General features: G+C 71.8%; 13 protein-coding genes, 1 tRNA gene and 1 pseudogene. 2 read left to right on the top strand and 13 right to left on the bottom strand.

Annotated features, from left to right (window positions below):
• Nucleotides 1-5: 5 nt before the first annotated feature.
• The 5 genes and pseudogenes from ACSQ2D_RS15940 to ACSQ2D_RS15960 all read right to left on the bottom strand — a co-directional run bounded on the left by ACSQ2D_RS15940 (nucleotide 6) and on the right by ACSQ2D_RS15960 (nucleotide 5478).
• The gene (locus ACSQ2D_RS15940) at nucleotides 6-1394 is read right to left on the bottom strand and encodes a polysaccharide pyruvyl transferase family protein (RefSeq protein ID WP_435986912.1); all 1389 of its coding nucleotides are present in this window, start codon (nucleotides 1392-1394) and stop codon (nucleotides 6-8) included.
• Nucleotides 1381-1575, bottom strand: a pseudogene (locus tag ACSQ2D_RS15945) (DapH/DapD/GlmU-related protein); the annotation flags it as partial. The gene ACSQ2D_RS15940 and the pseudogene ACSQ2D_RS15945, both read right to left, overlap by 14 nt.
• A gap of 395 nt (nucleotides 1576-1970) precedes the next feature.
• Nucleotides 1971-2900 (bottom strand): glycosyltransferase family 2 protein, encoded by a 930-nt coding sequence (locus ACSQ2D_RS15950; RefSeq protein WP_435986913.1) that lies wholly within the window; start codon nucleotides 2898-2900, stop codon nucleotides 1971-1973.
• Nucleotides 2897-4429 carry a lipopolysaccharide biosynthesis protein gene (locus ACSQ2D_RS15955; protein ID WP_435986914.1) on the bottom strand — a complete coding sequence of 511 codons (1533 nt, stop codon included), beginning with the start codon at nucleotides 4427-4429 and terminating at the stop codon, nucleotides 2897-2899. Before ACSQ2D_RS15955 ends, ACSQ2D_RS15950 begins: the two co-directional genes overlap by 4 nt.
• 167 nt (nucleotides 4430-4596) lie before the next feature.
• Entirely contained in the window at nucleotides 4597-5478 is an 882-nt protein-coding gene (locus tag ACSQ2D_RS15960; protein WP_435986915.1) for a glycosyltransferase, read from the bottom strand.
• Nucleotides 5479-6110: 632 nt separating this feature from the next.
• Here ACSQ2D_RS15960 and ACSQ2D_RS15965 point away from each other — a divergent pair.
• Nucleotides 6111-7424, top strand: a complete 1314-nt coding sequence (locus ACSQ2D_RS15965; RefSeq protein WP_435986916.1) for an apiosidase-like domain-containing protein — start codon at nucleotides 6111-6113, stop codon at nucleotides 7422-7424.
• A gap of 44 nt (nucleotides 7425-7468) precedes the next feature.
• Here ACSQ2D_RS15965 and pth read toward each other — a convergent pair whose 3' ends face one another.
• From pth to ACSQ2D_RS15985, 4 genes are all read right to left on the bottom strand, one after another.
• Nucleotides 7469-8062 (bottom strand): aminoacyl-tRNA hydrolase, encoded by a 594-nt coding sequence (gene pth / locus ACSQ2D_RS15970; protein WP_435986917.1) that lies wholly within the window; start codon nucleotides 8060-8062, stop codon nucleotides 7469-7471.
• Between the two features lie 171 nt (nucleotides 8063-8233).
• A complete protein-coding gene (locus tag ACSQ2D_RS15975) occupies nucleotides 8234-8923 on the bottom strand; it encodes a 50S ribosomal protein L25/general stress protein Ctc (protein ID WP_435986918.1) in 690 nt (229 codons plus the stop codon).
• A gap of 289 nt (nucleotides 8924-9212) precedes the next feature.
• A complete protein-coding gene (locus tag ACSQ2D_RS15980; protein ID WP_435986919.1) occupies nucleotides 9213-10340 on the bottom strand; it encodes a metallophosphoesterase in 1128 nt (375 codons plus the stop codon).
• Nucleotides 10341-10392: 52 nt separating this feature from the next.
• Nucleotides 10393-11454, bottom strand: coding sequence for an EamA family transporter (locus ACSQ2D_RS15985; protein WP_435986920.1), 1062 nt, complete (start codon nucleotides 11452-11454; stop codon nucleotides 10393-10395).
• A gap of 107 nt (nucleotides 11455-11561) precedes the next feature.
• On the opposite strand from ACSQ2D_RS15985, the gene ACSQ2D_RS15990 reads away from it, so the two are divergent.
• A complete protein-coding gene (locus tag ACSQ2D_RS15990) occupies nucleotides 11562-12122 on the top strand; it encodes a CGNR zinc finger domain-containing protein (protein WP_435986921.1) in 561 nt (186 codons plus the stop codon).
• A 77-nt stretch (nucleotides 12123-12199) separates the two neighbouring features.
• Here ACSQ2D_RS15990 and ACSQ2D_RS15995 read toward each other — a convergent pair whose 3' ends face one another.
• From ACSQ2D_RS15995 to ACSQ2D_RS16010, 4 genes are all read right to left on the bottom strand, one after another.
• Nucleotides 12200-13180, bottom strand: a complete 981-nt coding sequence (locus ACSQ2D_RS15995; RefSeq protein ID WP_435986922.1) for a ribose-phosphate diphosphokinase — start codon at nucleotides 13178-13180, stop codon at nucleotides 12200-12202.
• A complete protein-coding gene (gene glmU, locus ACSQ2D_RS16000; protein WP_435986923.1) occupies nucleotides 13177-14661 on the bottom strand; it encodes a bifunctional UDP-N-acetylglucosamine diphosphorylase/glucosamine-1-phosphate N-acetyltransferase GlmU in 1485 nt (494 codons plus the stop codon). Before glmU ends, ACSQ2D_RS15995 begins: the two co-directional genes overlap by 4 nt.
• A gap of 396 nt (nucleotides 14662-15057) precedes the next feature.
• Nucleotides 15058-15136, bottom strand: a tRNA-Gln gene (locus ACSQ2D_RS16005).
• Nucleotides 15137-15192: 56 nt separating this feature from the next.
• A complete protein-coding gene (locus ACSQ2D_RS16010; RefSeq protein WP_435986924.1) occupies nucleotides 15193-17370 on the bottom strand; it encodes a sigma-70 family RNA polymerase sigma factor in 2178 nt (725 codons plus the stop codon).
• Between the last annotated feature and the right edge of the window lie 359 nt (nucleotides 17371-17729).

Below are 17729 nucleotides of genomic sequence, written 5' to 3' on the forward strand. Positions count from 1 at the left end.
TGCGGTCACCACCTGTCGTGGGCGCATGCGTTCCGCGTCGAAGTTAACCGATGGTCGCCCGGGGGCGCAGCGGAATGCGGACTTTCCCGGTCGGGGCCGAGGAGGAGCTCGACCAGTGCATCGAAGTGTTCGTGCAACTGCGCCCTGAGGTGGGGAATGCGCTCGGCTGCACGGGCGACGGCCGCCTCTCGCTCACTCTCGAGGGCCTCGGTCGCCCCGGCCAGCCCTCGCGCGTCGAACGCGTCCACGTCCACGCAGTAACGGCTCTGTCCCAGGTAGTCCATGAGCGCGAATGTCTTGGGATGGTAGGCGATACCCACGGCCGGACGTCCTGTCAGGAAGGGCAGCAGGATGCAGTGGAAGCGGCCAGCAACGACGTAGTCGCAGCGCCCGAGGGCGGCAAACAGGTCGTCGATGGAGAGGATCTCGGGCCGCTCCACGACGCCGTCGGTCGGGCAACCCCGCTCCGCGAGCACTGCCATCACGTCATCGCACACCGGCGGGTCGGCCAGCGTCTGCGAGTAGAGCAGCACGAGCCGGTGACCGCGGGCCAGCTCGTGTTCGGCGAAGGTCGCCATCTTGTCGACGTGGAGGCGATAGCCCTCGTCATCCCACGTGGGCCAGTAGCGGGCGTCGAGGTAGGGGATGGGACCCAACCCGACGACCAGCGGGCCGGATCCCTCGCGTGTCGGCACGGGGGGCACCTCCATGCTGAGTGCGAGATCCGGCATCACGGGGACGGGATCGTCGACCCCCATGGATCGGATCAGGTCCGCCGAGTGCTCGTCGCGGACGCTGATGAGCGCCGCCAGACGGAGTGACTGGGCCAGGAAGAACCGCGAGAGGCGGTGGTCGATCGGGCCCGCGCCCACGGCGAGGAACGCGAACGGGACGCCACGCCCTCGTGCCAGCAGGGACCACTTGAGGATCGTGTAAGGGTGGCTCCAAGGACCCTTCCAGTCGTCGGATATCGGGCCGGAACCAGCAACGACGACGAGGTCCACACCTGCCAGCCTCCGCGAGGACCTGACGAGGAAGCCGGGCTCGTGCGCGACCAGCCTCGCGATCTCGAACGCACGCCGAGCGGCGTGTCCGCCACGGCGTGTAGGCCCGAACGCGACGAGTCTCGCGTGCCGGGCCTTCACGGAGTCGGCCGTGGATGCGATGGCGTCCCTCGACACAGGCCTCTCGGCTGTCCAGCGCAGCGGGATCGCCGGGATGCCGTGGCGGCTCCGCGTGTCGGCCGGGTCCAGGGAGATACCCACCAGCTCGACGTCGTCGACGCGGAGGCGGAGGTTCTGCGCGATGGCCGCGACCACGATGTCGTCCCCGAGGTTGTGCCCATGGTAATGACCCCAGATCGCAACCCTGGGGCGCGCGTCACCCTTGCCCATCCGGACCTCCTTCGTCGATGGATCGGATGACCCGCGCCGGAGCGCCCACGGCGACCGTGCGCGGTGGCACGTCCCGGGTCACGACACTGTTGGCACCGACCACCGCACCGGCTCCGATGATGACCCCGGGCATGACCACGACGTTCTGGGCGAGCCATGCCCCACGCTCGATCCGCACGGGTCGCGCGTCCGTCGTCCCCTGGTGCTGCACCGGCACGCCGGCGCGGTCGAAGGCGTGCCCGTGGTCGGCGACGTACACGCCCCGAGCCATCAGGACGTCGGGCTCGACGACCAGGCTGGACACGGCGGACAGGACCACGTTGCCGGCCAGGGACACCCCGTCCCCGATGACCAAGGCTGCCCCCTCAGGTGTCTGTCCCGCCTCGTCGCCGGCCCTCAGCCAGCAACCCTGACCGATGAACACCCCCCGTCCCACTGACACCGACTCCGCCCCGTCGAGTCGGGTGGGTGGCACGATCACAGACCCGCTGCCGAAGGATTGGAAGGAGCCGCGAAGCAGCAGCGTGAACGCCTTGGAGCGCGCACGCACGCTGACCGAGTACACGCTTGCCGCGTTCACCTCGTCACACCTCCGCGGAGCACGCCGCGCCGGCGCTCCCGGACGGCATCCGCCAGCAGCGCCTTGTACCGACCACCGTGGATCCGGGCGTTGCGAAGCCCCCAGACGGAGAGGAAGGACGCCGCGCATGACCAGCGCACCGGGACGGGGGCTTCTGCGTGCAGCAGCACGGACAGGATGTTGGCCGTCAGCCGCCAGCGCGGAAAGGACTGCCGGCGGGGGTCGTCCGGCTGGTAGAACGCCTCTGCGTTCCCCAGGCTGGATGCCGTGTGGAAGCGCCGGAGGAAGAGCCTTCCGGGGACTTCGTGGAACTCGCCCTGCATCGCCAGCTCGAACAGCAGGGGTACGTCGCCGGAGACGTACGGCCGCTCAAGCCCGGTCCGCATGAGCGCGTCCCGCCGAATGACGCCGTACACGGGGTTGCAGAGGTTCCAGCGGCGGGCGAAGGCGCCGACTCGCTGGAACGGAAGTCGGTTCATGATGTCGAGGTCGTCGTCGTAGTCGGACACCGGCTGGCCCGCCTCGTCAATCAGCCTGGTGCGCGGGTAGGCCAGCACCGTGCCGGGCCCGGACCGGTCTAGCTCGGCGATGCAGGCACTGAGGAACGTCGGCTCCATGAGGTCGTCATAGGCGACCCACTTGAAGAGCTCCCCTCGGGCGAGACGCACCACGCCGTTGAAGTTCGCCGCCACGCCAAGGTTCCGCTCGTTGCGGTGCAGCCGGACCCGCGAGTCGGACGCAGCGAAGCGCTCGCAGATCTCCCAGGTGTCGTCCGTTGAGGCGTTGTCGCTCACGATGATCTCGAAGTCCGTGAAGTCCTGGCCGAGCAGGGACCGGAACGACTCCTCGAGGTACCTCGTCGCGTTGTACAGCGGCATGCCGATGCTGAGGCGGGGGGTGTCCCCCGGGTCGGCCGTCCCGGTCATCCGGTCTTCTCCTGACTCGACATCGGATCACGGTGGCCCCGCCGCCGCGACGCCACGAGCACCGCCAGGTCCCTGGCGGCCGGCGGCCGCCACACGAAGGCCAGGGCGGCGTTCACGCAGAGGCCCGCGAGCACCGCGGCCGAGACGGCCCACAACGGTTGGACGGGGAGCCGCGCGAGGGGAAGGGCGACGGTCGCGGTCAACAGTGCAGCCACCGCGGCAGGCGCCAAGGCGCCCAGGTACGCCCGGAAGGGCAGCCCGATGAGCCGGCAGGCCAGCGACGCACCCACCGGCGCCACGGCAAAGGCTGCGGCGGCATACCCGATCGTCACTCCAATCACTCCCCACCGGACACCGACCAGGAACGCGACCACGAAGAGGACCGCTTGTGCCGCGTCCCAGCGGAAGGTCCAGCTCGCAAGCCCTCGTGACGTGAACACGTGGTTGCACAGGCCGGACACGGCCTGGACGGCGCCGGCCGGCGCCATGATGGCCACGAGGAGAGGGAGCCCGGGCCACCCCTCCCCGACCACGAGGGGAACGAGCGGCTGAGCTACACAGGCCAGGCCGACCGTTGCCGGGAACAGCAGGAGGGCCACCGCCCCCGACGCCCTCGTGAGGATGCGTCCCTGGGTCTGTCCGTCGTGGGCGCTGCGGGACAGGGCGGGGTAGATCACCTGGCCGACGACACTGCGGACCGACGTCAGGCTGTACGTCACCGAGCGCTGGGCCAGGGAGTAGGTGCCCAACGCGTTCAACCCGAGCACCCGGGAGATGATGACCTTGTCGGCCTGACCCATCGCCACGAACCACACGATGTTGGCCATCACGAGATTCCCGCTGAACCTCGACACCGATCGCAGGTCGGCGAGCGTGCCGAACCCGGACGGCCGCCATGGTTGCCGGACCCACGACCACACCGTGCTGAGGACGGTACCGGCGAGGGTGCCGAGGACGATCGACCACTCCCCCAGGCCCGCGACCGCCAGCGCGATGCTGACGATCGTCGTGGCCACCGCTCCGAGAACGACCACCTCTGCCAACCGGCCGAAGAACAGGTCCCGGCGGAGCAGAGCCTGGTGGACCTGTGCCATCGACGTCACGACCGTGATGAGGCCGAAGGCCCGGAGCACCCCGACCGTCGACGGCTGGCCCAACAGGTGCGACAGGGGCCCGGCGCACAGGGCGAGGAGCCCGCCGAGCATAAGACCGAGCGCCACGTTGAGCCAGAAGACCGAGTTGATGAGGCTGTTGGTCAGCGTGTGTCGCTGGACGAGCGCGGCCCCCGTGCCCAGGTCGCGCAGCTGGTCCAGAAGCACCACGATGACGAGCGCGACGGCGACGGCGCCGAAGTCGGCCGGAGTCAGCAGACGAGCCAGGACCAGGCTGGTCACGAGTCGTAGCACCTGCGTGAGGGCGTGCGCGGCCGCGGTCGCGCGCGTCGCCCCGACCAGCCCGCGCAGGCTGGGCAGTACTGCCGACTCCCCGGAGTCCGGGGAGTCTCCCGATGCTCGAGCCGTCGCAGACACCTTTCGACTGCCCTCCCAGTGGTCCTGGCGTCATTCCGTGACTTCTCCCCCGAGGCTAATCGGAGCGCTGTCCCGATATCGCGGTACCGACGAACTCCGCCACGTGGACCTGCAATGGCAAGGGCCCCACCGAACGAGTCCGTGCAAGCCTGCGACGCGGGGCCCTCTCACACACCGGCCACCGCATCCAGGAGCGGCTGGAGCCTGCTCGACCACGACAGGGAGTCGACCGTCCGTCGGCGCTCTGACTCACTGAGACGCGGCTGGCTGATGGCAGCGCGAAGGGCGATCGGCCAGTCGTCGCTGCCGGGGCACAGGAACACCCTCGGGCCTTCTCCGCGGACCGGGGGGAGGTCCGTCGCCACCACGGGAAGTCCCCCGGCGAGGTACTCGTAGAGCTTCAGGGGCGACATGGCGCGCGTGAGCGGGGTGTCGGCGTGAGGCAGCAGGCCGACATCGGCGGACTGGATCGCCTGGACGAGCTCGTCCTGACCCAGCCTCCCCAGCAGACGCACCCCCGGCATCTCGCGAAGCCGATCGCCGACCGCGGCATCCGGGCACGGGCCCGCCACGGCGATCGAGCCGAGGAACGCACCGGCGGCGCTGATGACGTCGAGGTCGATCCGCTCGTCGACCGTGCCCGCATAGATGCCGACCGGTCGGGCCATGCCCTCCAGGTGCGGACTCGGGGTGTGGCTTGCACTCCAGCGCCGCACGTCGACTCCGTTCGGGATCACGCGGGCGAACCCGGGTGCCACTCGCTCGGCCAGGGTCTGGGAGACGACGAAGACGTGGTCGCACGACGCGGCGATGGCGGCGTACGCGGCGCGGTAGGCATCCCACCAGGGCTCTTGGGGCGGGAAGCTGGCCCAGTCGTCCCGACCGAAATAGATGCACCGGTCGAAGCCGTCGCTGCTCCAGGCGGCGATGAAGGGGTTGACGGTGACCAGAGCCGTGGAGGATCCGACCGGCCCGGCGTGGGCAGCCATGATCCGCCCCAGTCTCGCGTAGCCCGCGCGTAGGACCCGCGGCGACGTCGGCTCACGCAACCGGAGTCTGCGTGGCCGCAGCCGGACGACGGGACGCCCGTCGAGGAGGTCCCGGCTCACCAGACGGGTCCCTCGTCCGCGGACGAGGTCGACGACGCGAGACCGCCACGGGTCGACCACGGCGAGCGAGGTGACACGCGGGTCCCCCGCGAGCGCTCGCAGGATCTGGTCCGGCGGGCGACAGAACTCCCTGGCCAGGCAGTCGTCGTACGTCTCGAGGCTGAACGTGAAGGTCGCAGAGACGCCGGGTGGGTCGGGAACGGCAGACTCCGTCCGCCGCCCTCGGTCCTCGACATTGCTGCCCATGACCGCATGCCCCCTTCCGACTCGGCAGGCCGAGCGCTTCGCAGACATCGACGACAGTCAGCCGACTCGGCCAAAATAGCCGGGCCGGACGCTCTCGGGGCACGAATGCGGCGAGCGACGATTGATAACCTGACGAGGTGCCACGCGTGAGCGACCTCATCCTGGGGGCCGCCGCCGCGGTTCTGTGCGTGGGCCTCTCGGCGTGCTCGTCGATGCAACCGTTGGATTCATGCAGGACAACCGTGGTGGAGCCCTCTTCACAGTGCACGACCGAGTCAGCGGCGCCCACGGGGGCGACGGCGGACAGCAACGACCCCGCTGGCACTGTGGTTCCTACCGGACGTTGCGCACCGGGTGACCCGTCCGCGGACCCGAACAGCCACTCAGCTGCGTTCCCCCTGACGGTCGATGCGCTCCAACGCCAGATCGTCGACCGCGACGGGCGTCCCTTCCTCGTCGTCGGCGACGCGGCCTGGTCGCTCATCGCCCAGCTGTCGGAGGCGGACGCCACCGCCTACCTGCAGAGCCGAAGGGCGAGCGGCTTCAACACGATCCTCGTCAACCTCATCGAGCACCACTTCGCCGACAACGCGCCTGCGGACATCCGGGGCATACCTCCGTTCACGACGCCGGGTGACTTCACCCGGCCCAACCCCGAGTACTTCGAGCACGCCGAGCGGGTGGTCAGCGTGGCCGAGGACCTCGGCTTTCTCGTGCTTCTCGCACCCGCCTACGCGGGCTATGCCGGGGGCGACCAGGGCTGGTACCGGGAGATGCAGGCGATGGGACCGGAGCGGTTGCGGAGCTATGGACGCTTCGTCGGTCAGCGCTTCGCGGCACGGGACAACGTCCTGTGGGTCCAGGGAGGCGACTTCGAGGTCCCCGAGGCGGCGCTGGTGAACGCGGTCGCCGAGGGCATCGCGGAGGTCAGTCCCGGCAGCCTTCAGACGTACCACGGCATCCCGGACTCCAGGGTTGCTCAGGTGTGGCGCGACCAGGCCTGGTTCACCGTCGACAACGTCTACACGCGCGGGCGACCTTTCACGGCCGTCTCGGAGGCTCGCAGTGACGGCACCGACCCGCTCTTCCTCATCGAAGCGGCCTACGAGAACGAACGCGACACGCCGGCAGCGGATCTGCGACGTCAGAGCTACGAGACCATCATCGCCGGTGGCATCGGGAACGTCTTCGGCAACAACCCCATCTGGAACTTCGACGCGAGGGAGCTGTATGCCGCTCCGACCGACTGGAGGGGCCAGCTCGACTCCCCGGGCACCCGCGGCATGACGCAGTTCGCGCGCATCATCGGCGGAACGGACTGGTGGATGCTGCGACCTGACCACGGCGCGCTGCTTCCTCGCGCCGACCCTGCCGATACCTCGCAGGCCGTGGCGGCCCTGGCGTGTGACGAGTCATTCGCCGTCGTGTACAACCCGTCCAGCTCCCCCACGGAGCTCGACCCCTCGGCACTGGCACTGCCGGTGACACGTGGTGTCTGGCGCGACCCCGTCGACGGGACGAGTGTGGCGGCCGACCTGTCGGACAGGGACGGGGCGATCATCACGGTCAGGCCCCCCGGCCGCAACGCGGGCGGGGACACGGACTGGGTCCTGCTGCTGCTTACTCGATCGTCGACCTGAGCCGACCCCGACACATCGGCCGCCGGGTCTGAGGTCGGAGTGGGTCAGCGCGGAGCGTGGAAGCGCTGCTGGGCGTCGAGGAGCCCGACGTCGAGGAGCGCCTCGACGGCGTCGGCGCCCTCGTCGAGCAGGAACGGCAGGACCTCGGTGCGCTCGGCCTTGGAGAAGTCCTTGAGCACGAAGTCCGCCGGATCCTGGCGGCCGGGCGGGCGCCCGATGCCCAGGCGCACCCGGAGGTAGTCGCGGGTGCCGAGCGAGCGCGAGATGGAGCGCAGGCCGTTGTGGCCGCCCTCGCCGCCGCCCTGCTTGAGCCGGACGAGCCCCGCGTCGATGTCGAGCTCGTCGTGGAGCACGACGATGCGGTCGGTGGGCACGTCGTAGTACTTCGAGAGACCCGCGACGGCCGATCCCGACTCGTTCATGAACATCGACGGCACGGCGAGGACCACCTTGGGGCCGCCGACGCGCAGCCGGACCTCGGCCACGCGGGCCCGGGCAGCCTTGTGCGCCTTGAACGTGGCCCGGCCACCCGTCGCCCGGCCGGCGACCTCGTCGACCGTCATGGCCCCGACGTTGTGTCGGTTGCCGGCGTATCCGGGCCCGGGGTTGCCGAGTCCGACGACGAGCCAGGTGTCCATGCGGTCCTCGATCGGTGGTCGGTGGGTGGCCGGTGGGGTGACGAGCCCACGGTCAGGTGCAGGGTGCTGCTGGTGTGCTGCTGGTGCGGGCACGGGCCCCGCCGAGCCGGAGCTCGGGCGGGACCCGTGGACGCGTGGTGTGGCGCGCGGCGCCACGGAAGGGAGGGAGGCTCAGGCCTCGTCGCCCTCGGCCTTGGCGGCGTCGCCCCCGGCGGACTCGCCCTCGGCGTCGGCGGCCTCGGCAGCCTCCTCGTCGGACTCCTCGCGCTCGATGCCGGCCTCGGCCTCGGCCTCGGCGAGCTCGGCCTCGAGGGCCTCGGCGGAGATGGCCTGCGTCACGTTGACGACGAGCGCCTCCTCGTCGGTGACGAGCGTCGCACCCTCGGGCAGCTCGACGGCGCCGGCGAGGATCTGCGTGCCGGCCTCGAGGCCCTCGACGGAGACGACGACGTTCTCGGGGATGTTCGTGGCGAGCGCCTCGACCTGGAGCGTGTTGTGGTCGAGCGTGACGACGGTCTCGGGAGCGGCCTCGCCCTCGAGGTGCACGGCGACGTCGACGGTGACCTTCTCGCCCTTGCGGACGACGACGAGGTCGACGTGGTCGATGACCGGCTTGATGGCGTCGCGCTGGACGTCCTTGGCGAGGGCGAGCTGCTCCTTGCCGTCGACGACGATCGTCAGCAGGGCGTTGGCCTGCTTGAGGGCCATCATCGTGTCGTGGCCGGGCAGCGAGATGTGCACGGGCTCGGTGCCGTGGCCGTACATGACGGCGGGGATGTTGCCGGCGCGGCGGATCTTGCGGGCGGCGCCCTTGCCGAAGTCGGTGCGCTTCTCGGCGACGAGCTTGGTGTTGTCGGACACGGGGGTCTCCTGGGTATCTCGGGTGAGGCGGTCTCTGTGGTCGGCCTCGACGCGGGACGACGCGCGGTGATCGGCAGTGACGGAGCGGGACGGTCGTGTGGGCCGCACGCAGAGGCGAACCCGACCATGGAGAGCTCCACGTCAGGCCACCGCGTCGATCACGGACCTCGTCACGCCCTGCCGTGGCAGCCGTGCACCGTCCCTCGCCGAGGCAACTGCTCGATCTTACGGGACGGACGCCCGGGCGGGGAAATCCGGCGCCGCCTCAGGCATCGGGCCCGGCCGGGGGTCACAGGGTGGGTGTACGCCGGAGCACCCACGAGTCCGTGAAGCTGCCCCCCGCTCCCCGGACGAAGGAGTAGCGCAGCTCGTCGGGCGTGACGCGCAGGTCGGCGAAGCCGTAGGTCGGGTTGCTGCCGGCACCCGACGCGGTGGCGAAGTAGCCGCGCTCCGCGTCGGTCGCCGTGATCGGTCGCAGGGCCACGCCGCCGGTCCCGACCGTGGCGAAGACGGTGCCGGCGCCGGCCACCATCGACCGGTCGGCGTCGACGACGCAGGCAGGCGCGTAGGACCCGACGGGGATCCGCGCGCACCCCGAGCGCTCGCGCAGCTGCTTGGTGCGCTGGTAGAGGTGCTCGTGCCCGGAGAGCACGAGGTCGACCCGCTTGGAGACGAGCAGGTGCTGCAGGTCGGTCCCGCTCGAACAGCCGTAGCGGCCCATCGACAGGCACGGCATGTGCATGGCGACGACGACCCACCGGATGCCCGCCCGCCGGGCGCCGTCGATGGCTGCCGCGGTCCACGTGTAGCGCGGCGTCCCCGCCGCGTAGCTCCACGTGGCCGCGGGGAAGGTCAGGCCCGGGGAGATGAGCACGACGCGGACGAGGGGCGCCGTGCGGGGCAGGTCGACGTAGTACTGGCGGGCGTACGTCCCGACCATCCCGGAGAGGCGGTTGGGCAGGCAGCTCGCGAAACGGTCGATGTAGCCGTTGGTGCCGCTGCTCTCGTGGTTGCCCGAGAGCACCTCGAAGGGGAACCCGGTGCCGAGGCGCGACGTGACGAAGGAGCACCACGAGGGCTCCCCACCCGGCGAGCCGTAGGAGAGGTCGCCGAGGGCGAAGTGGCCGTCGGAGCCCGTAGCGCGCAGCGCCTGCAGCACCGCGCCGGTCGTCGCGACGTTGGCGCCGTAGTCACCGGCCGCGGTCAGGTGCACGCGCGTGGACGATGCGTTCGTCCCTGCGCCGGACGCCGGCGCCGAGGTCGTGGCCGGCGCCGGGGCGGGGGCGGGGGCGGGGTCGGTCGTCAGGGCGGCGACCGACGGAGGTGGCTGCGTGGTCGGGGCCGGCGGCGTGCACGCGGCGGCTCCCGCCAGGGTGACGACCCCCAGCACGCACGCCACGCCCTGACGCCACTGCATGCCGGTCACTCTAGGGCGCGCCCGTGGGTTCGGCGCGTTGGACCGCGGGCTCCTAGGGCCGGGCGGCCGGGCCCGTGACGGGCTCGTCGACGACGTGCGCCGGCCCGCGGGACTCGTCGGCGCGGACCGCCACGAGGCCGCCGACGATGAGGAGCCCGCCGACGAGCTGGACCGGGGTCGGGAGCTCGGCGAGGACGAGCCAGGCGAAGAGCACCGCGAAGAGCACCTCGGTCAGGGCCACGAAGGAGGCCACCTTGGGGCCGAGCATCCGCACGGCCGCGATGCCCGTGACGTAGGCGAAGGCGGCGGCGACGATCGCGATGACGAGCACCGGCACCCACCACTCCACGACGACGCCACCGAGCGGCACCCGGGCCGCACCCCTCGACATGTCGAGGACGCCCACCAGTCCCGCGAGGCCGAGCGACGCAGCTCCGACGACGAGGCCCCCGCCGGCGAGGGCGAGCGGCGGCACGTCGTCGTCGACGTGGTCGGCGAGCAGGAAGTAGAGCACGAGGCAGACGGCGGCCCCGAGCCCCCAGAGCACGCCGGCGACGCTGACGCTCGCTCCGCCGCCGACGACGTCGAGGACGAGGAGCAGGCCGGCCACGGCCAGAGCCACGCCGACGAGCGTGAGCCGGCGCGGGGCCTGACGGTGGCGCAGCCACAGCCACCCGACGATGAGAACCGGCGCGAGGTACTCGAGCAGCAGGGCCACCCCGACCGACAGGTGGGTCACGGCGTTGAAGTAGGCGAGCTGGCAGCCGGCGACGCCGGTGAGGCCGTAGCCGACGACGACCCACGCGTTGCGTCGCAGCGCAGCCCACCGGCCGCGCAGCGACCACAGGGCCGGGCCGAGCAGCACGACCGCAGCCAGGGTGATGCGCATCGTGACGACGGCGCCGGGCGACCAGCCGCCGACGAGCAGCGACTTGCCGAAGGCACCCGACGTCGCGAAGGCAGCGGCTGACGCGAGGGCCACCCCGAGGCCGACGAGCGGGTGGCGGACCGGCCGTGACGGAGACCGCGTCGCCCCGTCCGTCCCGGAGCCCGTCACGGTGCTTGCCACGGCGCCGACCAGCGCGGGCTCCCCGACCACGACCGGCTCCGCCATGACACTCCCCCACCGCTCCTGCCGACCGGCCCGCGTCGCGTGCGCCACGTCAGTACCAAAAATGCTTACACTCATGACAGTAGCGACCGCAACCGTCAGGAGTCAACATGCTTTTCACCCATGACACCGACGTCGCGCTCGCCGCTGCCGCGGCGCTCGTCAACACGATGCCCGGCTCCGTGCCGGGCGACGGTGACCCCGACCGGCTGACGACCCTCGACGAGCTCGGGGCGCTCTACCGCGACCAGGGGTGGACCGGCCGCTTCGACCACGACGCCGCCGAGCTCGCGGCGGTCCGCGCGCTGCGACCTCGGCTGCGCGGCTTCTGGGACGAGGACGAGGCCGGCGTCGTCACCCTCGTCAACGAGCTGCTCGCCGAGGCGCGCGCCGTCCCCCAGCTCGTCGACCACGACGGCGTGGGCTGGCACGTCCACGCCACCCCCGCCGACGCCCCGCTCGCCCGACGGATGGCCGTCGAGGCAGCGATCGCCGTCATCGACGTCGTGCGCGCCGGAGAGCTCGCCCGGCTGCGCGTGTGCGAGGCCGCCGACTGCGACGACGTCGTCGTCGATCTCTCCCGCAACCGTTCGCGACGCTTCTGCGAGGGCGGCTGCGCGGCGCGCGCCCACACCGCGGCCTACCGGGCCCGCCGGGCCGCGCACGCCTGAGGACGCCACCACGCACGGAGGGCGTATGCCGCCGGACGGGTCCCGGCGGCATACGCCCTCGTCGTGCGGTGGGCTGCTCAGGCCTTGCCGTCGAAGAGGCTCGTCACCGAGCCGTCCTCGAAGACCTCCTTGATCGCCATCGAGACGAGCGGGGCGATCGAGAGGACCGCGAGCTTGTCGAAGCGGCGGTCGTCCGGGATCGGGAGGGTGTTGGTGACGATGACCTCCTCGACCTTGCAGGCCTTGAGGCGGTCGACGGCCGGGCCCGAGAGGATCGCGTGCGTCGCGGCGATGATGACACCGGCCGCGCCCTGGTCCATGAGGGCGTCGGCGGCCTTGGTGATCGTGCCGGCCGTGTCGATCATGTCGTCGACGAGGACGCAGACGCGGCCCTTGATCTCACCGACGACGCGGTTGGCGACGACCTCGTTGGGCCGGTTGATGTCGCGTGTCTTGTGGATGAAGGCCAGCGGGGCGCCGCCGAGGCGGGAGCTCCAGTCCTCGGCGACCTTGATGCGGCCGGCGTCGGGCGAGACGACGGCGAGGTCGAGGTGGCCGTACTTCTTGCCGACGTAGTCGGCGAGGATCGGCATCGCCATGAGGTGGTCGACGGGCCCGTCGAAGAAGCCCTGGATCTGCGCGGTGTGCAGGTCGATCGCCATGAGCCGGTTGGCTCCTGCCGTCTTGAAGAGGTCGGCCATGAGGCGGGCCGAGATCGGCTCACGGCCGCGGTGCTTCTTGTCCTGGCGGGCGTAGCCGTAGAAGGGCAGGACGACGGTGATGCGCTTGGCCGACGCCCGCTTGAGCGCGTCGATCATGATGAGCTGCTCCATGATCCACTCGTTGATCGGAGCGGTGTGGCTCTGGATGACGAACGCGTCGGAGCCGCGGACGGACTCCTCGTAGCGGACGTAGATCTCGCCGTTGGCGAAGTCGTAGGCACTCGTCGGGACGAGGTCGGTGCCGAGCGCCGCGGCGACTTCCTGCGCGAGCTGCGGGTGGGCCCGGCCGGAGAAGACCATGAGGTGCTTCTCGGTCGTCTTGTTGATGCCGCTCATCGCTGGGCGTCCTTCGTCTCGGAGGTCTGCTCGGAGGTGTGCTCGGTGCTCGCCAGGGCCTGCGCGGCCCTGGCGGCCTCCTCGGTCCTCGTGCCCGCCCGGCGGCGGGCCACCCAGCCGTCCACGTTGCGCTGTTGCGCCCGGGTCACCGCGAGCTGCCCCGGGGCGACATCGCTGACGACGGCCGACCCCGCGGCGACGTAGGCACCGTCGGCGATCGTCCGCGGCGCGACGATGACGGAGTTGCTGCCGATGAAGCTGTGCGCGCCGACGGTGCAGTGGCCCTTGGTGACGCCGTCGTAGTTGGCGAAAATCGTGCCGGCGCCGATGTTGGCGCCCTCGCCGATGGTTGCGTCACCGCAGTAGGTCAGGTGCGGCACCTTGGCGCCCGCGCCGATGTCGGCGTTCTTCGTCTCGACGAAGCCGCCGATCTTGCCCTTGGCGCCGAGGCGAGTGCCGGGACGCAGGTAGGAGAAGGGGCCGACGGTGGCACCGGGCCCGATCTCGGCCAGCTCGGCCTGCGTGCGCACGACGCTCGCCCCGTCACCCACCTCGACGTCGGTCAGCGTCGTGTCTGGACCGATGACGCAGTCGCGGCCGATCGTGCTGGCGCCGAGGATCTGCGTGCCGGGCCGCACGACGGTGTCGGGGCCGATCGTCACGTCGGCGTCGAGCCAGGTCGTCGAGGGGTCGATGACGATCGCGCCGTCGCGCATCGCCTGCTCGACGGTGCGGCGGTTGAGCTCGGCGCCGAGTCGGGCGAGCTGCACCTTGTCGTTGACGCCCTCGGTCTGCCACACGTCGTCGACGAGGTCGGCGTGGACCGCGAGGCCACGACGTCGGGCGATCACCACGACGTCGGTGAGGTACATCTCTCCCTGGGCATTGTCGGTGCCCACCTCCGAGAGCGCCTCACGGAGGAACCGCGCATCGAACGCGTAGATGCCGCTGTTGACCTCGCGGATCGCGCGCTCGTCCTCAGTGGCGTCCTTCTGCTCGACGATGGCTTCCACCGCGCCATCTGCCCCTCGGACGATCCGCCCGTAGCCCGTGGGGTCCTGGGGCCTCGAGGTGAGCATCGTGATGGCGTCGCCACTGGCGTCGTGCATCGCGGTGAGCTCCAGGATGGTCTCCGACGAGAGGAGCGGCACGTCGCCGTAGGTCACGACGACGGTGCCGTCGAGGCCTTCGGGAAGGGACTGGAGCGCGCACTCGACGGCGCGGCCGGTGCCCTTGACGTCGTCCTGGTCGGCGACGACCGCCTCCGGGTCGACCTGCGCCACGTGCTCGGCGACGCGGTCGCGCTCGTGGCGCACGACGACGGCGAGGTGGTGCGGGCTCGTGCCCCGGGCCGCCCTGATCGCGTGGGCCACGAGACTGCGGCCCCCGATCGTGTGGAGGACCTTGGGGGTCGTGGACTTCATGCGTGTGCCCTCACCGGCGGCGAGGACGATCACGGCGGTCGGCCGTAGATCGCTCACAGGGCGCAGCTCCTTTTTGGATCGGGGTGCACTCGGGTGCATGCGACCCCGGCCCACGAGGGCGCCGGGGTGCGCCTCGGCCATGCTACTCGTGGGGAGCGAGGGTGCTGCCCCGGCCACGGGCGCGCCGTGACCCCACTCACACCGGCGCTGTCGCGCGACGGCGTATGCCGTGTGGCCGAAGACGTCGGTCGAGCCGTGACACGTCGTCCGGCACCGATCGCGCCTGCCCGTGCGACCATGGAAGGACGGGTCCGCCAGTCCCCCCCTTAGTTGGCGGCCCGGGGCTGGCTCAGGCACGAACTCCCTGCCGAGCGGCCAAGGCGTCGCTCGACCGCGAACCCCCACGCACGTCGGGCGACGCCGCTCGTCGAGGGTCCCCCTCACCGTCTCCTGCTCCCCGGGCAGGAGTCGAACCTGCGTCGCTTGTCCTGATTCAAAGTCAGGCGGGCCCTGCCGGCAGACCAACCGGGGATCGTCGTCGTGGACGTGGACAGGGTAGTGCAGACCCGACGTCGCTCCGTCGCGGACTCACGCTCCTGCAAGGTGCGCGTCGCCGGTCGGCGTCCCCGGTGTCGGGACGACGGTCGCGGGAGCGCCGGCAGCCTGCGCAGGGGCGTCGGTGACGGAGTCCGGGGCGGCGACCGGAGGGACGACCGGGTCCGCGGTTGGAGCTGCCGAGCGCAGCAGTCCGTTCTCGGCCGCAGGGCTGGAGTCCGCGTTCGTCCCGGGGTCCGCCGGCGCGGCGTCACCCGCGGCCGGAGCCGGGTCCGGCGTCGGGGATGCAGAGTCGCCTTCGGCCGGACTGCCCTCGGCCGGAGCGGGATCCACGGGTGTGGGGTCGTTGGACGTCGTGTCGGAGGGCGCCGTGTCGGAAGACGTCGTGTCGGCAGAGGTCGTGTCGGAGGGCGTCGTGTCGGAGGGCGTCGTGTCGGAGGACGTCGTGTCGGAGGACGTCGTGTCGGAGGACGTCGTGTCGGAAAGCGCCGGGTCGGAGGGCGCCGGATCCGCGGGCGTCGCATCGGACGACGTCGCATCGGACGACGTCGCGTCGGGAGGTGCCGGGTCCACGAGCGCCGGGACCGCAGGCGCCGGGTCGGACGGCGCCGAGTCAACCGGCGCCGGATCCGCGGATGCCGGATCGACGGCAGCCGGGTCAACGAGGGCCGGGTCCGCGGGCGCCGGGTCGGACGGCGCCGGATCCGCGGGCGCCGGTTCTACCGGCGCGGGGAGGAGGTCGAGGTGGAGCACGTCGACCGGGGTCGTGCCGACCTGCGGCGCGTTTCCCGAGCCCGCGTCGACGACGTCGGCCTGGGCGACGGTCGACGTGGTCGTGGTCCCGAGGTCGTGCGCCGCAGCCGGTGCCACCGAGAGGCCGAGCCCGACGACGAGTCCTGCCATGGCGGTGGCCAACGGCGGACCGATCGCGGTGCCGGCCAGGATCGACCCGCCCATCACCGCAGCAACGGGAGCGACGACGGCCGCGCTCGACACGAGGGCCGTGGTGCCGGTCACGCCTGCCGCGGCCGGGACCGCCAGGACGGCGCTGCCCGCGCCCGCCGCGCCGGCTGCCGCGCCGGTGGCCGTGCCGGCGGACGCGGAGGTCGTCACCGCGGTGAGTCCCGCTCCTGCTGTCGCGGAGCCTGATGCCGTCGCGCCGGCACCGCTCACGGTCAGGGTGCCGCCCAGACCGGCACTGCCGCTCGCGGCGCTGCCGGTTGCCGCGCCGCCGACGGCAGGGCCGGCCCCGGCCGTGGCGCCGGCGCTCGAGCCTGCGACACCCGCGCCGGCCGCCCCACCGGCAGCGCCGCCACCCGTCGTCGCACCGGTCGCGGTCGACCCGACCAGAGCGGCCATCGCCCCCTTCGGCAGACTGGCCAGCACCGCCGCTCCGGCCGCGAGGACGAGCGGACCGGTGAGCGCGCCGAACCCGTCGTAGACGCGCTGGAGCTCGGCGGCGAGCCCGGCCTCGCGAGGACAGCAGGCCAGGTGCGCCTCGACGCGCGCCCGCTGCCGCTCGGTCAGCCGCCCGCGCACGAGGCCGCCGAGATGGTCGAGGGTCCAGCGGCAGTCACGCGCGTCACAGACCGGGACGCGGCGCCGCACCCAGGAGTCGAGGTAGCGGTCCCGGAGCTCGTCACGGGCCCGCCTCGCGCGTGCACTGGCCACGTTGGCCGAGACCCCGAGCTCGGGAGCGACCACGCGCGGTGGGTGGCCCTCGACCATCGTCTGCCAGAGCAGCCGCCGGTCGCTCTCGCTCAGCCGGAGGAAGGCCTCCCGCACCAGGTCCGTGTCGACTCCCTGCGCGCTGAGGGCCGACAGTCCGTCGTCGGGTCCGGGCAGCAGGTCGAGGTCGGTCGTCGATGTCGGCACGACGCTCATCTCGCGGCGCACGGCGTCGACGCCGACGGTGCGCACGGTCGAGACGAAGTAGGCGCGGAAGTTCGACGACGGTCCCCGCCCCTCGCTCAGGAGCCGGAACAGACGGGCGGACGCCTCGGCCACGAGGTCCTCGGCCGACACGCGGCCGCGGAACGGCGTCGCCGCGGCGTGGGCGGCGGGCAGGTGCCTGCGCCAGAGTGCCGCGAAGGCCTCGTGCTCGCCCGACCGTGCCCGGGCGAGGAGCACGACGTCGGACGCCTCGACCCCAGCGGTCGCGGACGCGTCCGTCATGGGGTCGGACTGGGGTCCCATCGTGTGTGCTGACAAGTGCGGCACCTTCCGCCCGACGTGCCTCCCCAGTGTGCTCCATGACGGCCGTTCTGGGGACGGGGTTCGCCGAACCACCTTCGGGCATGACGGTGAGGTCGACCCGCGTCTGCCCTCGTCCGACCGGATCGACCTCACCGGCGGTCTCGCCTCGGCCGTGTCCCCACACGGTGCCCGGCGCGAGCCGCCTCCTCCCTACCAATGACATAGACGTGTTCGGGGGGCGTTTCATGACGGGATTCGGCAAGAAAGTCGGGCGCGGCCTCGTCCGTCGCGGACGACGGCACCGCGACAGGCACAATGGCGGCGTGACCGCCGACCGACCAGACCGCGCCGACCGCTCCCGCCCGCGCGCCCGG

The organism is Terrabacter sp. LjRoot27 (assembly GCF_964254175.1).
Lineage (GTDB): Bacteria > Actinomycetota > Actinomycetes > Actinomycetales > Dermatophilaceae > Terrabacter.

Excerpts from the sequence above, each read along its gene's own strand:
- ACSQ2D_RS15940 (WP_435986912.1), bottom strand. The coding sequence starts at position 1,394 with ATGGGCAAGGGTGACGCGCGCCCCAGGGTTGCGATCTGGGGTCATTAC.
- ACSQ2D_RS15950 (WP_435986913.1), bottom strand. The coding sequence starts at position 2,900 with ATGACCGGGACGGCCGACCCGGGGGACACCCCCCGCCTCAGCATCGGC.
- pth (WP_435986917.1), bottom strand. The coding sequence starts at position 8,062 with ATGGACACCTGGCTCGTCGTCGGACTCGGCAACCCCGGGCCCGGATAC.
- ACSQ2D_RS15980 (WP_435986919.1), bottom strand. The coding sequence starts at position 10,340 with ATGCAGTGGCGTCAGGGCGTGGCGTGCGTGCTGGGGGTCGTCACCCTG.
- ACSQ2D_RS15985 (WP_435986920.1), bottom strand. The coding sequence starts at position 11,454 with ATGGCGGAGCCGGTCGTGGTCGGGGAGCCCGCGCTGGTCGGCGCCGTG.
- ACSQ2D_RS15990 (WP_435986921.1), top strand. The coding sequence starts at position 11,562 with ATGCTTTTCACCCATGACACCGACGTCGCGCTCGCCGCTGCCGCGGCG.
- ACSQ2D_RS15995 (WP_435986922.1), bottom strand. The coding sequence starts at position 13,180 with ATGAGCGGCATCAACAAGACGACCGAGAAGCACCTCATGGTCTTCTCC.